The 14,308-nt window shown below is 44.0% G+C and carries 15 protein-coding genes and 1 tRNA gene; 12 read left to right on the top strand and 4 right to left on the bottom strand.

Annotation, left to right across the window (positions count from 1 at the left end; genetic code table 11):
- Positions 1-2 precede the first annotated feature (2 nt).
- The 4 genes from ACMXYP_RS14840 to flgA form a co-directional block, all read right to left on the bottom strand.
- Positions 3-79, bottom strand: a tRNA-Arg gene (locus ACMXYP_RS14840).
- Positions 80-152: 73 nt separating this feature from the next.
- Complete coding sequence (locus ACMXYP_RS14835; RefSeq protein ID WP_415882410.1) at positions 153-632, bottom strand: flagella synthesis protein FlgN; 480 nt, start codon at positions 630-632, stop codon at positions 153-155.
- 8 nt (positions 633-640) lie between these two features.
- Positions 641-949: a flagellar biosynthesis anti-sigma factor FlgM gene (gene flgM, locus ACMXYP_RS14830; RefSeq protein ID WP_415882409.1), complete on the bottom strand. Its 309-nt coding sequence runs from the start codon at positions 947-949 to the stop codon at positions 641-643.
- Between the two features lie 138 nt (positions 950-1,087).
- A complete protein-coding gene (flgA, locus tag ACMXYP_RS14825; protein WP_415882408.1) occupies positions 1,088-1,783 on the bottom strand; it encodes a flagellar basal body P-ring formation chaperone FlgA in 696 nt (231 codons plus the stop codon).
- Between the two features lie 76 nt (positions 1,784-1,859).
- Between flgA and ACMXYP_RS14820 the strand changes: the two genes are divergently transcribed.
- From ACMXYP_RS14820 to flgK, 12 genes are all read left to right on the top strand, one after another.
- Complete coding sequence (locus ACMXYP_RS14820) at positions 1,860-2,795, top strand: chemotaxis protein CheV (RefSeq protein ID WP_415882407.1); 936 nt, start codon at positions 1,860-1,862, stop codon at positions 2,793-2,795.
- A gap of 30 nt (positions 2,796-2,825) precedes the next feature.
- The gene (locus ACMXYP_RS14815; protein ID WP_415882406.1) at positions 2,826-3,677 is read left to right on the top strand and encodes a CheR family methyltransferase; all 852 of its coding nucleotides are present in this window, start codon (positions 2,826-2,828) and stop codon (positions 3,675-3,677) included.
- Positions 3,678-3,927: 250 nt separating this feature from the next.
- The gene (gene flgB / locus ACMXYP_RS14810; protein ID WP_415882405.1) at positions 3,928-4,326 is read left to right on the top strand and encodes a flagellar basal body rod protein FlgB; all 399 of its coding nucleotides are present in this window, start codon (positions 3,928-3,930) and stop codon (positions 4,324-4,326) included.
- A 2-nt stretch (positions 4,327-4,328) separates the two neighbouring features.
- Complete coding sequence (gene flgC / locus ACMXYP_RS14805; protein ID WP_415882404.1) at positions 4,329-4,766, top strand: flagellar basal body rod protein FlgC; 438 nt, start codon at positions 4,329-4,331, stop codon at positions 4,764-4,766.
- A 23-nt stretch (positions 4,767-4,789) separates the two neighbouring features.
- Positions 4,790-5,488: a flagellar hook assembly protein FlgD gene (locus ACMXYP_RS14800; RefSeq protein WP_415882403.1), complete on the top strand. Its 699-nt coding sequence runs from the start codon at positions 4,790-4,792 to the stop codon at positions 5,486-5,488.
- A gap of 10 nt (positions 5,489-5,498) precedes the next feature.
- Positions 5,499-7,412: a flagellar hook protein FlgE gene (locus tag ACMXYP_RS14795; protein WP_415882402.1), complete on the top strand. Its 1,914-nt coding sequence runs from the start codon at positions 5,499-5,501 to the stop codon at positions 7,410-7,412.
- 138 nt (positions 7,413-7,550) lie between these two features.
- On the top strand, positions 7,551-8,294 hold the full coding sequence (locus ACMXYP_RS14790; RefSeq protein ID WP_415882401.1) for a flagellar basal body rod protein FlgF: 744 nt from the start codon (positions 7,551-7,553) through the stop codon (positions 8,292-8,294).
- A 22-nt stretch (positions 8,295-8,316) separates the two neighbouring features.
- Complete coding sequence (gene flgG, locus ACMXYP_RS14785; protein WP_415882400.1) at positions 8,317-9,102, top strand: flagellar basal-body rod protein FlgG; 786 nt, start codon at positions 8,317-8,319, stop codon at positions 9,100-9,102.
- A gap of 22 nt (positions 9,103-9,124) precedes the next feature.
- Entirely contained in the window at positions 9,125-9,802 is a 678-nt protein-coding gene (flgH, locus tag ACMXYP_RS14780; protein ID WP_415882399.1) for a flagellar basal body L-ring protein FlgH, read from the top strand.
- Positions 9,803-9,812: 10 nt separating this feature from the next.
- On the top strand, positions 9,813-10,907 hold the full coding sequence (locus tag ACMXYP_RS14775; protein WP_415882398.1) for a flagellar basal body P-ring protein FlgI: 1,095 nt from the start codon (positions 9,813-9,815) through the stop codon (positions 10,905-10,907).
- Positions 10,908-11,951, top strand: coding sequence for a flagellar assembly peptidoglycan hydrolase FlgJ (gene flgJ / locus ACMXYP_RS14770; RefSeq protein WP_415882397.1), 1,044 nt, complete (start codon positions 10,908-10,910; stop codon positions 11,949-11,951).
- Between the two features lie 82 nt (positions 11,952-12,033).
- A complete protein-coding gene (gene flgK, locus ACMXYP_RS14765) occupies positions 12,034-14,304 on the top strand; it encodes a flagellar hook-associated protein FlgK (RefSeq protein ID WP_415882396.1) in 2,271 nt (756 codons plus the stop codon).
- Positions 14,305-14,308 lie beyond the last annotated feature (4 nt).

Raw genomic sequence — 14,308 nt, 5'->3', positions numbered from 1 at the left:
AATGGCGTCCCAGAGAGGATTCGAACCCCTGGCCTGTCCCTTAGGAGGGGACCGCTCTATCCAGCTGAGCTACTGGGACATGCTTATATAATTCTCGAGATTCTAGCGAGATTTTATAATCGAGTCACTAGGTATAGAAGGGTCAAAGCAGTTTAAGCTTTGCCTAAGCTGCTTTGCGCTTTGTACAGTTTTGAGGCGCCAGCCTTACCGTAGAGTTGATCTTGTTTCTTATGGCCACGAACTATGGCGAGTAATTGATTTACATTCTGCTGATTACGATAGATTGCTTGTTCGTTGCGCTTATTTTTATGCTGGAGTTCTTTTAGGTGCTTTTTAATTTCAGCATAAATAGTATTGGTTTGCTCTGCTGCCGCGGTTTTATTTTCTGGCGTGGAGTAATCCTCTGAGTCGATCTCAATCCCAAAAGACTTTAATAGAGCGACACGCTCCAAAGTAAAATTATGGAAATTGTTAATTACGCCCATTTTTTCTTGGGTGATATCACTTAATTGCTCAAGGTCTTTACTGCTGAGTGCTTCAAGCTCTCTGTCGTAAATAGTATTAAGTGATTCTAAAAGCAAAATACCCTGCTTGAGCAGGGTATCCAGTTCTATATGTTGTTGTTCGGTCATAGCGAAATTTACAATAGGCTATCGAAGTTCAGCATCTTCTCTGCTACACGTTCAGCATTGATTTGATAGCTGCCACTTTCAATTTCTTGTTTTAGTCGCTCGACACGCTCGCTGTCCACATCAGGTGCATTGGCCAGTTGTTTTTCAACATTCTGCAGTGTCTGAGCTGCATTGCTGAGTTTAACTGTATCACCTTTACTGGACGGAGACTGCGCAGGGGTGTCATTGCTACCAGCTTTGGTGGCATTGCCTTCGCCTGCTCGTGCACGAGTGCTATTCGTCTGCGACGATGACAGGCCCGTGATGTCGTTAATCATTTTTCCGTCCTCAAACTTGTATCTGAACCAGCTTATCGGCGGCTTATTTGGAAACTTTAGAAAAAAATATTTTTTTTCTTTAATAAATTCGAGTATAGCAGTTGCAACCAAATGACACCATGTTGGATTGCTTGCTGCTTATGGGGTGCGAACTAGGCCAGGCTCAATAACTACAGCCTTTACAATATTTCCAGAGCGATCATTTTTAACCTTAATCTGCTGACCAATAGCGCCATCTTGAAGTGCCGTTCCTGCTGCCCTGATTGAAATTCCGCTGCGCTTTGCTTCGATGATCACTGCATTCCCTCGAGACACAGCTAAAGGCGGCTTTAGCATGGAAGCTGTAAAAATTGTGCCTGCAGCAATACTTCTTTTCGTAGTCCAGCCTATAATTTCTTCAGTGCGAAGAAAATAGGCTGATCGTAAATTGGTTATGTCAACTTCGGCTCTATGGATGTGTTGAGTGCCAAGATTCGTGTTTCTTGGAAGGCTTGTGCTACTAATAACAGCTGTTCCATAGAGTTTAACTTGTGCTGTAACAAACAGCTGCCACATAGGAGAGGGGCATCGGGCTCGAAAGGTAATTCTGCTTCCATTTCCCTTAGGTGATTGAAATTCTAAGGGTTGTTGGCAGTTTTTTAGTTTGATTTTTCGGCTAATCGGGTTAAGTTTGATCTCAGTACGCGCATCGGGCTTGGTTTTTTTGTAGTGTTCTTGCAGAAAAAGTAGCGCCTCCTGCTCTAACTTTTCGGCTTGATCGGCTGCTAAAGCACCGAAAGAGGCCAAAAGAACAGTGGTTAGGAGGAAAAGTCGTGTTAAATTATGCTTATTCACGTTGTTGTAACTAACATTATGTTTATGTAACAGCGTACAAACAGAATAGATTTAATCTCTACGGGATTATTAGATCATGTCAGGTATCCTAGATAGTGTAAACCTGCGTACCCAAATGGTAGGGCAGAACCGGTTGGAATTATTATTGTTTGCTTTGGAGTCAGAGCAACAATATGGCATCAACGTTTTTAAAGTGCGTGAAGTTTTACAGTGCCCGGAACTTACCGAGGTGCCTCGTCAGACTTCCGCTATTAAAGGTATGGCGCATATCCGCGGCGAGACAATTCCAGTGTTGGATCTGTCTGAGGCTGTTGGTCGTCAAACTGTTCCTTATGAGCAAAGGCAAGAGTGCTTCTTGATCGTTGCTGAGTATAACCGCCGAACGCTTGCATTCTTAGTTCGCAAAGTTGACCGCATCTTGAATACTCAGTGGGACCAAATTATGGCTCCACCTACTGAGATTGGCGTAGAAAACTATCTGACAGCTATCTTTGAGTACGAAGGTAAGCTGATTGAAATATTAGATGTAGAGCAGATACTTGCGGATCTGTATCCAATGCCAACAGAAGTTAGTAAGGATGTTGCAGATGACAAGGTTCGTGAAAAAGCTCGTGAACATCAAATACTGATAGTTGATGATTCGTCTGTAGCCCGCAATCAGATGCAAAGAAGTTTGGAAAATTTAGGCATCAAGGTGACCTCATGCAATAACGGTCGTATGGCGTGGGACTTGTTGCGTGATATGGCTGATCGTGGAACTGATGTAACGACTCACTTCCTGATGGTTATTTCGGATATAGAGATGCCAGAGATGGATGGATATACCTTGACGTCAATGATTCGTGAAGATGAGCGTATGAGTAATATGCATGTGGTTTTACATACATCCTTGTCGGGCGGCTTCAACGTGTCTATGGTTAAAAAAGTAGGAGCGGATGGTTTCCTAGCTAAGTTTAACCCTGATGATCTTGCAACAGCTGTCGTACAGCGTATCCAGCAAGTAGAAAAATAATAAGGCACAGGTAGGGGTATTACTCTTTCCATGAGTATTTCCGGTAGATCAAACTTTACGATCACGGATGCTGACTTTGAGTTGTTCAGTCGCTTCCTTGAAGATAGTAGTGGGATATTGCTTGCGAAACATAAACAATATCTAGTACAAAGTCGTTTAGGAAAAATTGTTCAGGAAAATAACTGTCCTGGACTTAAAGAGCTGATAAGCAAACTGCAAAGCCCAACATCTAAACGTTTGCGTGAGCAAGTTATTGATGCGATGACCACTAATGAAACTTTATGGTTTCGGGATGTTCACCCTTTCGATATCTTACGTGATCGTATTGTGCCTGAAATGCTAGGCCAAGGCGTTGGGTCGAACAAAATTCGAATATGGTCTGCTGCTTGTTCTACAGGACAAGAGCCTTATTCAATCAGTATGACGCTGGATGAATTTAAGAAAAAAACACCGGGTAAATTGGCTTCCGAAGAGATTGTTGCCACAGATATCTCTACTCAAGTACTAGAACAAGCCCGTCGTGGTGAGTACGAAATGTTGGCAATAGGTAGAGGCTTGTCACAAGAGCGCCTTACCCAACACTTCCGTGAAACGTCTAACGGCAGTTGGGCCGTAAAACCTGAAATCAAATCAAAAGTAAGATTTCAGAGCATTAATTTGCTTGGGCAATACTCGTCGATGGGTAAATTTGATGTGATTTTCTGCCGAAATGTGTTGATCTATTTCTCCAGTGAAAAGAAAACTGAGATCTTGTCCAAGATGCATGGCGTTTTGAAACCTGGAGGTTACCTGATACTAGGTGCTTCTGAGTTCCTTTCTGGTCTGTCCGATAAATACAAAATGATTCATTGCCGACCAGGTATTATTTATCAAGCTATTTAGTCAGATAGATCAATCCGTTTACGAGAAAGCCGCTTGCCTAAGGTAAGCGGCTTTTTTATTGCCCCTTAATTGTTCTTTTAGTTCATAGCCTTTGCCGCCAGCGGCAATTAGGCGGTTTTAGTTTGCCGTTTTTAGGTGCTAAGTGGTGATTAATATACGTCTAAGATTTTTATATTATTGAAAACAAAGGATTTTATTTGTTTGGCATACGGTTTGCTTTCTTAGGGATAATATTAAATGAGGCAATGAAATGGCAATTAGTTTTGACGCAGCTTTGGGAATTCACGATGACGCACTAATGCACCGTGCTCGCCGTGCAGAGGTTTTAGCTAACAATATCGCTAATGCTGATACTCCTAATTTTAAAGCAAGAGATATTGAGTTTGCTGAAGCGTTAGAGCATGTGTCGACTAAAATGAATGTAAAACAGGTTGCTACTGCTGCAGGGCACAACACGGAGTTGCTAGAGCCTGATCTAGCGGCTGATATGATGTTTCGAATCCCTAACCAAGCATCTGTAGATGGTAACACGGTAGAAGTTCAGCAAGAGATGGCTCGATACACTGAAAATGCCTTGGATTACCAAACGTCATTTCATTTCCTAAATAAGAAATTTACAGGTCTTAAATCAGCGATTAAGGGTGAATAATCATGTCATTGAGTAATGTTTTTGGTATCGCTGGTTCGGCTATGAATGCACAAACCATCCGCTTAAATACCACGGCAAGTAATATGGCCAATGCGGAAAGTGTTAGTTCTAGCCTTGATGAGACCTATAGAGCACGAAAACCTGTTTTTGCTGTACAGCAAGTAGACCCTTTAGCTGAACCTGATAATGAGTTCGGCATAGCCGCAGGTCAAGGCGTACAGGTTTTGGGTATTGTGGAAAGCGAAGCTGAACTTCGTCAAGAATATAACCCGGCACATCCGATGGCTGATGAAGAGGGGTTTGTATATTACCCAAATGTGAATGTTGTAGAAGAGATGGCGGATATGATTTCGGCTTCTCGTTCTTTCCAGATTAATACCGAGATTATGAATACTGCCAAGCAGATGCTTCAGCAGACTATCAGACTTGGACAGCAGTAATTTAAATAACGAGGTTTTAAGCCATGAGTAATGTTAATGGCGTAAATCAAAACGTTTTTGATCAGATAAACAGGGCTAACCAGTCTAACAGTACGCAGAAGAGCCAGACGCAAGAAGATAGTGATATGTTCATGCGTTTGATGATTGCTCAGCTGCAGAATCAAGACCCGTCTAGTCCCGCTGATACAACTGACTTTATGCAGCAGATTGCGACTATGTCGCAGGTTGAGAGTATCAATAACCTTAACCAGACAGTCGCTGAAACGTCGCAAGCAATGTTGTCTAGTCAGGCGGCATTGCAGGCATCGTCGATGGTTGGTCAGTCAGTGTTTATTCCTGGTGACACATCTGAAGTGGGGACTGTGATGAACCCATTTGCTAAAGGTGCATTTAATCTGGAAACCAGCGCCTCAGAAGTACGAATTAAGGTTTATAACTCAAGCGGAACCTTGGTGGACAACATGCAGCTTGGTGCTGTTGAGCAAGGTGAGCATGAATTTGCTTGGCAGATGCAGTTCGACGAAGACGGTAATCCGGAGCACCCTCCAGGAGATTATACATTCGTGATCGAGCGTCTTGAAGATAATGAATATCAAGCGGTTGATACCAGTATGGCTTATAGAGTTAACAGTGTGACTCTTGGTGAAAATGGTATTGGTATGAAAGTGAACACAACAGCTGGCACATTTGATATCAGCGATGTGAAACAGATCGGCGTGTGAGGATAAGAAGATGGCAGGTTTTAATACAGCGGTAACCGGTCTGAAAGCGGCCACTACGGACCTTGATGTAACAGGTAACAATATTGCAAACGCTAGTACAGTAGGTTTTAAATCTTCACGTACTGAATTTGGTGATATCTATGCAACAGCAGTTGTTGGTGCCGGCTCATCAAACGTGGCAGGTGCTGGTGTAACAGTAACTGATATCGCGCAAGACTTTCAGGCAGGTACTATTGAGTTTACTAACAATAACTTGGATCTGGCGATTAATGGTTCAGGTTTCTTCCAGCTGGATGATGGCCAAGGTGGTACGACTTATACCCGTGCAGGTTCGTTTGAGCTAGATAAAAACGGTTTTATTGTTTCTAAAACAGGTAGCTTCCTACAGGGATATGGTTTGGATTCCGAGGGCAACCGTTTGCCAATCGGGAACCTATCTGTAACACAGAAAGAGAGTCCGCCAAAGGCTACTGAAGAAATTGATCTGTCTTTTAACATAGATTCCCGTGAAGATGCGGCAGAGTTGCTGCCTGACTATGATAAGGATGAGCCGGGTTCATTTACCTACAGTACAACGGTGAGAACTTTTGATAGTCTAGGTAATGAGCATACAATTAAATTTAATATGGCTGAGGCACGACCTGTTCAGGCGCAACAACAACTGACAGGATTGGTTGCCACTGACACTATTTCTGGTGTGACTGTTACTGCTGCTCATATAGCAGAGTTAGATGCAGCTGCTGGAACAAGCCTTACTTCAGGTACCTTCTTTGATGCTTTAACTGACCCGGTGACAGGTGATCCACGTATTCAAAGCATTGAAGTTACTACGGATTCCAGTGATTTCATTATTCGCTTTAAATCTGAATTTCCAGAACCGGATTTAGTGCAGGTTAGTGGTACGGTAGCTGTTACAGAAGCAGCAGAAATCGCTGCAAATGAAACTTATGATTTCGATATAACAACATCTCCTATTGGGGCAGACTTGGTACTCGAAATTGGTGGAATCACAATACCTACATTAACAGCAGGTTCTACGGATGATCAGATTGGTGCTGCAATTACGGCTTCTGAAGCGAAAATTTTGGATGCTAATCCAAATGTTGAATCGGTAATCTACGATAATGTTAATAAAAGTATTCGCATTACTTATAAAGCCGAAGCCGGTGATATAGTACCTAGCCAAGCGTTAACCATTACCGCTACAACCGGTACATCGCCATTTGCTGCGCCTGTAGTTAAGGAAGGCGATAACTCTTTCCAAGGTGTTTACCGTATGTATGCGTACCTAAATGGTACGGAACAATTGGATATTGGCAAGGCGTTAGATCCAGGTGAAGCGGGTTCTGGTACAGAGCCAGGTCCTATATTGGTTAAGTTCAACCCATCTAATGGTTTGTTAACCGGTATCAATGGTGATCAATTCTCTGCAGGTGCAATCGTACCTTCAATCACTATTCAAGGTGCTGACCCAGCTGATTCAACAACGGTAATTGAGTTAGATATCACCAACACTACTCAGTTCGCATCTGCGTCTATTGTGAAAGCGTCTGCGCAAGATGGTTATACCAAAGGGGACCTAATAGGGGTTACTTTCAGTGGTACGGGTGAGATGGTTGCAAGTTTCTCTAATGGCCAGAACCAAGATTTGGGTGTGGTGGCTATAGCAACCTTTGAAAACCAGTCTGGCCTACAGCCAGCTGGAGATACAGAGTGGACTGCAACGCTAACTTCTGGCGATGCGATCGTTAACCCGCCAGGTACTGGTTTGAACGGTACGCTTCAGTCAGCCGCTTTGGAGCAATCCAACGTAGACCTGTCTGCTGAGCTTGTTTCCTTGATCGAAGCACAACGTAACTTCCAGGCAAACTCTAAGACATTGGAAACGCTGAATACAGTGACCCAGAATATTCTTCAGATCTAATTGATCTAGTACACCTAAAAAAATAAAAAGGCCGCTAATGCGGCCTTTTTTGTTTTTGGCACGTTGATTGCATTGTGTCTGTTATTAGTATTTTACTTGTAAGAAGCGCAGCTAAGCTGCCCAGAGTGGAAATAACAGATGGATAAGGTTCTTTATTTAGCAATGAGCGGGGCGAGAGAGAATATGCTCGCACAGCAAGCTCATGCCAATAACCTTGCGAATGCCAATACTACCGGCTTTAAGGCAGATCTGGCGCAGGCTAGGGCGATGCAGGTGTTTGGTGAAGGTCATGCCTCTCGTGTCTATGCACAAACTGAACGTCCAGCCACTGATGTGACTAGTGGGACTTTGATTGAAACGGGTCGTAAGTTAGATGTCGCTGTTGCAGGTGATGGATGGATAGCTGTTATCAGACCTGATGGTACAGAAGGGTATACCCGTGCCGGTTCACTGCAGATCAATGCCGCTAACCAGTTAGTAACAGGCAGTGGATTGCCGGTTATGGGAAATGGCGGTATTCCAATTGTTTTACCACCTTTTGAAAACCTTGAAGTGGCAACTAACGGCACAATCACTATTCAGCCTTTGGGTGAAAATACGGCTGAATTGTTGGTTGCTGATCAGATCAAGCTTGTGAATCCAGATCCACAAACAATGTTTAAAGGTCCGGATGGTTTGATGACTACAGGTAACGCAGCAGAGGTTTTACCCGATGCAAACGTACGAATTCGTTCAGGCTTTCTTGAGGCAAGTAATGTTAACGCTGTTAGTGAATTGACTGGAATTATCAGTTCTTCCCGCCAATTTGAGATGCAAATTAAAATGATGAAGACCGCTGAAGAGAACTCCGAAACAGCGGCATCAATTTTGAAGATATCGTAAGAATCACCTGAGGATTAAGTAGATGCACGGTGCATTAAATGTAGCAAAAACGGGTATGACCGCTCAGGACACTAACCTGAAGGTGATCTCGAATAACTTGGCCAACGTTTCAACGGTCGGATTTAAAAAAGACAACGTTGTCTTTGAGGATCTGATGTATCAGATTCGTCGTCAGCCAGGTGCTCAAACCGCAGAAGAAGCGCAGCTACCTTCTGGTCTGCAAGTTGGTTTGGGTGTACGAACAGTCGGAACACAGAAAATTTTTGCGACCGGTGATATTCAAATCACCGATGAAGCTTTTGATGTGGCTATTAATGGCCGCGGTTTCCTGCAGGTTAATTTACCTAACGGTGATATTGCATATACACGAAACGGCCAGTTGCACCTGAATGCAGATAATGAATTAGTTTCTGCTGAGGGCTATACCATTGAGCCAGCGATCACTTTACCTGGTGAAGTTGTTAACTTCTCTATTAGTACGGACGGTATTGTTGAGGTGGTGACTGCAGGTAATACACAGCCAACTCAGATCGGCCAGCTACAGTTAGCGGATTTTGTTAATCCACAAGGTCTGCAATCGTTAGGTCAGAACCTTTATTCCGAAACTGGGGCTTCAGGCGCACCGGTTATTAGTAACCCAGGTGAGAATGGTACAGCCGTACTGATTCAAGGGGCGCTTGAGGGATCGAATGTGAACTCGGTCGAAGAGCTGGTGGATATGATCACGACTCAACGTGCTTATGAAATGAATTCCAAAGTGATATCTACAGCCGATGAAATGCTCTCCTTCGTGAGTCAGCAGCTTTAACTGAGATAGCTAGGTGATAGCAATGAAGAAACTACTCTTAGGCATTATTGCAACCAGCTTTGTATTAACGGGTTGTGTACAGAAACAAGTTAAGCCAAATAACCCAGAATATGCACCTGTGATGCCTCAGTCACTGACGCAGCCTAAGCCTGTAAATGGCTCTATCTATAATTCTGCGACAAGTATCAACCTTTATGGTGACGGTCGTGCCCATCGCGTCGGTGACATTCTGACCATCATGTTGGAAGAGAGTACAAGCTCGCAGAAGAGTGCTAAGACCGAGCTTGATAAGTCAGGATCAGCTTCATTGCAACAAGCAACTGCATTGGGTGAGCCTATCACTGCATTTGGCAAGCCAGTGAGTTTTACTTTGCCTTCAAGTACGACTGAGTTTGATGGTGAAGGTAAGTCGGATATGAGTAATAACCTGAGCGGTAACATTACTGTAACAGTACACGATGTTATGCCGAATGGTGTATTGATCGTGAAAGGTGAAAAGTGGCTAACCCTGAATCAAGGCGATGAATATATCCGTATCAGCGGCATGGTTAGACCACAGGATATCGGGTCTGACAATACGGTGGTATCGACTAAGCTTGCAGATGCACGTATTGCTTACAGTGGCACAGGTGCCGTCCATGATACGAATGTCATGGGTTGGATGTCTCGTTTCTTTATCGGCGCGTTGATGCCTTTCTAAGGAGGACATAATGAAATTAATTTTAGTCCTAATCAGTAGCCTGCTATTTAGTATCTATGCCCAAGCAGCGCCAAGCCGTCTTAAAGACATGGTGTCTATTTCAGGTGTGCGTTCCAACCAACTTGTTGGTTATGGTTTAGTTGTTGGTTTAGATGGTACTGGCGATAAAACGTCATTTACCTCGCAAACGTTCCGTAACATGTTGAACAATTTTGGTGTTGCGATCCCATCTACGGTTAATCCTCAATCGAAGAATGTCGCAGCGGTTGCAATTCATGCTGACCTACCTGCGTTTGCTAAACCTGGACAGGCGATTGATATCACCGTTTCAGCTATTGGTGATGCTAAAAGTTTACGTGGCGGTAGTTTGTTGATGTCACCTTTGAAGGGTGCTGATGGTCAGGTTTACGCGATTGCTCAGGGTAATTTGGTTGTGTCCGGCTTTGGTGTTCAAGGTGCTGATGGTTCTCGACTATCTTTGAATGTGCCAAGTGTAGGTCGTATTCCAAATGGTGCAACAGTAGAGCGCTCTGTACCGAGTGGTTTTAACCAGGGAGATAGCTTGGTTCTAAACCTACATCGTCCAGATTTCACGACCTCTCGCCGTGTTGCTGAACAGATCAACCATCTTTTGGGACCAAATATGGCGGCTTCAATGGATGCAACCTCTATTCGTGTTCGCGCGCCAAGAGATCCATCGCAGCGGGTATCTTTCCTATCGGTTTTGGAAAACCTTAATGTAGAGCCTGCAAAAGATGCTGCGAAGGTGGTTATCAATTCTCGTACAGGCACGATCATTATTGGCCAAAACGTACAGGTAGCGCCTGTAGCGATTACTCACGGTGGTTTAACAGTAGCTATTGCTGAAGCGGTTGATGTAAACCAGCCAAACCCTCTCGGCGGCGGTCAGACTGTGGTAACCCCTCGTACTGGCATAGAGGTGGATGAAGGTTCGGGCCATATGTTTGAGTTTGCGCCAGGTGCAAACTTGCAGGATATCGTCGAAGCAGTCAATCAGGTGGGGGCAGCTCCAGGTGATTTGATGGCTATTTTAGAAGCGCTGAAGCAGGCTGGTGCGCTTAAAGCAGAATTAGTGGTGATCTAAATGATTAAAACAGGTGCAGGCAGTAATGCCCAACTCTATTCAGACTTGGCTGAGCTTCAAAAACTGAAGGCTCACGCGAAAACCAATAGTGATGAAGGTCTGCGCCAAGCCGCTCAGCAGTTCGAGCAATTGTTCGTAAATATGTTGTTGAAATCGATGCGAGATGCCAACGCTGCATTTGGCGAAGATAACTTTATGAACAGCAGTCAGACCAAGCTGTATCAAAGCATGTTTGATAATCAGATTGCGATGGAACTATCTGGTTCATCAAAAGGTATTGGTTTAACTGATGTATTAGTGCGACAGCTCGGCGGTAAAGTGGATAGTCAGAGCCGACCAGATATCAAACCGCTAGATCTCGAAAGCCGTCAATTGGATCAGGCTTTTGATCAGGCTGCTTCAATCGCAGCATCGGCATTGTTGGCTAAAGCAGAAGGCCAGGAAAACCCCCCAGGTATCACGCTAACCGAAGAGCAGAAAAACACGGTTAAAGAGGTGTTTGAGCAACAACTAAATGCTGCTGCAAAAGTCGTTAATGAAGCGCTACCCGATCGTTTTGAATCACCTGAACAATTTGTAGAAAAGCTGATGCCTCTGGCTGAAAAGGTTGCAGGTGAGTTAGGTGTAGACCCTCGTGTATTGCTTGCTCAAGCCGCTCTGGAAACCGGGTGGGGCAAGTTTATGGTTCGTTCTCCTGATGGTAGTAACAGCAATAACCTCTTCAATATCAAAGCGGATAGACGCTGGGATGGCGATAGCGCGCAGGTTTCTACACTTGAGTATCGTGATGGTGTTGCGCAACGGGAAAAGGCGTTTTTCCGTAGTTATGACAGCTATGAAGATAGCTTTAGAGATTACGTTTCATTTTTGCAAAATAGCCCACGTTACAAGATGGCACTGGAGAGTGCGGGCGATCCTTATGATTATGTTCGGCAGTTACAGGATGCGGGTTATGCAACCGATCCTGAATATGCCAACAAGATTAGAAATATTTTTGATGGTGAGTTGCTAGCTAGTCGAAGCTCCTCAACTAAAGAGGGCTAAGTAATAGCCGATAACCTATTACTCAGCTCTCCTTAAATGACGCTTCAGTGATGTAGCACTAAATCTTCAAAAGGAGTCAATTATGTCTTTTGGTTTATTAACACTCGGTACACAGAGTTTACAGGCGAATCAGACTGCACTCTCTGTGACAGGTCAGAATATCAGTAATGTTAATACTGAGGGCTACACTCGTCAGCGACCTGTTTTTCATTCACGTGCTGATCTTGGTGGTGTAGAAATTGATGACATCGATCGAGTGGCTGATGCTTTCCTGAATAGACAGATTTGGACGGATAGCGCTACATATAGTAGCTATAACGCATTTGAAGATTTTGCCAATGAGTTAGATAACTTAATGGCATCTGATGTGACGAGTATATCCAAAGCGATGGATGACTATTTTGGCGCTTTACAAACCGCAGTTGATGATCCGGTAAGTTTGCCAAACCGAGAGCTATTTATCGCTCAGTCTGAAGCTTTGGTTCAACGCTTCAATGATTTGGATGCCAACATCCGCCGTCAAAATGACACGATTAATGGCCGTCTAGAGAGCAATGTTGCAACTATCAATACTATTGCAGGGAATATAGCTCAGCTGAATGATGATATTCGTATCGCAAAAGCGGCCGGTAATGTTTCCAGCGAGCTTTTGGATCAACGCGATGCGAAACTAGAAGAGCTATCAGAGTATATAGGCTTTACCACGCTCGAAGATGGTAATACGGGCGAGGTAAGCGTTTTCATAGGTAATGGCGAGCCTCTTGTTGTAGGGCAGAGCGCTAACACGCTATACACCATTACTAGCCCCGCGGATACAAGCCAACTAAATCTAGGAATTCAGATTGGTAATAGTGTTGGCGATATTACGCATCAAGTTACCGGTGGTAAAATTGGCGGAATGCTCGATTACCGCGAAAATACCTTGAATGAAACACTCGATGAATTAGGTCGTATCGCATTAGTGTTTGCTGACTCGATGAACGAGCAGCATCAGAAAGGTATGGATCTGGATGGCAATCCAGGAGGATTAATGTTTACTGACATTAATTCCGGCTCGGCTGCATCTAATCGTATTTTAGCCGAAAGAGATAATCTTTCTACTACATCTGGAAGCGCAATTATTAGCGATGTTTCCAAAGTCCAAGCTACTGAATATGAGCTGATCTTTAGTGGCCCTCAGGAATTTACGTTAATTCGTGGTAACGATGAGATGAGGTGGACACAGGGGGATCTTAATGCAAACGGTCCTGCACCAACAAATGCATCTGAAGTAGATGAAGACGGAGAGTTTTATCTAGATGCAACCAATGGCGATTTAACCCTACGAATTGATGGAGTTACCGTTACTTTAGATGCGACAGGTAGCTTCGCCACAGGAGATAAATTCCTAATTAGACCAACCCGAAATGCGGCATCAGAAATTGATACTGTATTGAATCAAGCACGACAGTTAGCTTTGGCTGCGCCATTAGCAACCTCTGAAGATGCTGGTAATACTGGTACTGCTGTGGCAACGGTTAGTATCACCGATCAAGATTATGCGGCACAGTCTGTAGTTGTAGGTGAAATGACACCGCCAATTGATGTGTCCTTTAGATCTGCGCTGGAGGTAATTGATACGCCAGCAGCTACGAATACAGGTGTTGCGTCTAATCTTACGGTAACAGACCTAAGCGTTATGGCTGGCATTACTTTTCCTCTAACTATTACAGAGGATGGTGCGGGTAACTTTGATATCACTGACTCAGCGGTTCCACCAACGACCCAAACAGGTGTAGCGCTTACAGGTACTCAACTAGACCTTACTGCAACTTATGGTGTCACATTAGATATTACAGGTGCAGCTGCTGGTGACTCGTTTACGGTTCAGCACGATAGTTCAGAAGATGTCGCGTATTACGTTCTTACTGATGGGGATGGAGACCGTCAAATAGGTCAATATGTATCTGGACAGTCAATTCAGCTAGCGGGTTTTGAACTGACAATCAGTAATCAGCCGGATATTAACGATACGTTCGTGGTTAGAGAGAATACCGATGGTGTCTCTGATAACCGCAATGCATTACTGATGTCTGATCTGCAGTTTGCGAAAACTGTAGAAGGTGCCTCTTATCAAGATAAATATGGCCAAACTGTAGAGCGAGTGGGTACTGAAGCTGCTGTCGCACAGGTTAATGCTCAAGCAGGTAAAGCTGTGTTGGATTCTAACAAGGAGCAGCGTTCTAGTATTGCAGGTGTGAATTTGGACGAAGAAGCCGCCAAATTGGTTCAATATCAGCAAGCGTACCAAGCATCAGCTCAGTTAATCAGGGCCTCGCAAACAATTTTTGATTCGTTACTGCAAAGTATTTAAGGAG

It is taken from the genome of Neptuniibacter sp. QD34_54, assembly GCF_047778055.1.
GTDB lineage: Bacteria > Pseudomonadota > Gammaproteobacteria > Pseudomonadales > Balneatricaceae > Neptuniibacter.
The sequence above is the reverse complement of the archived record's forward strand: the minus strand, read 5'-3'. Positions and strand labels throughout refer to the sequence as shown.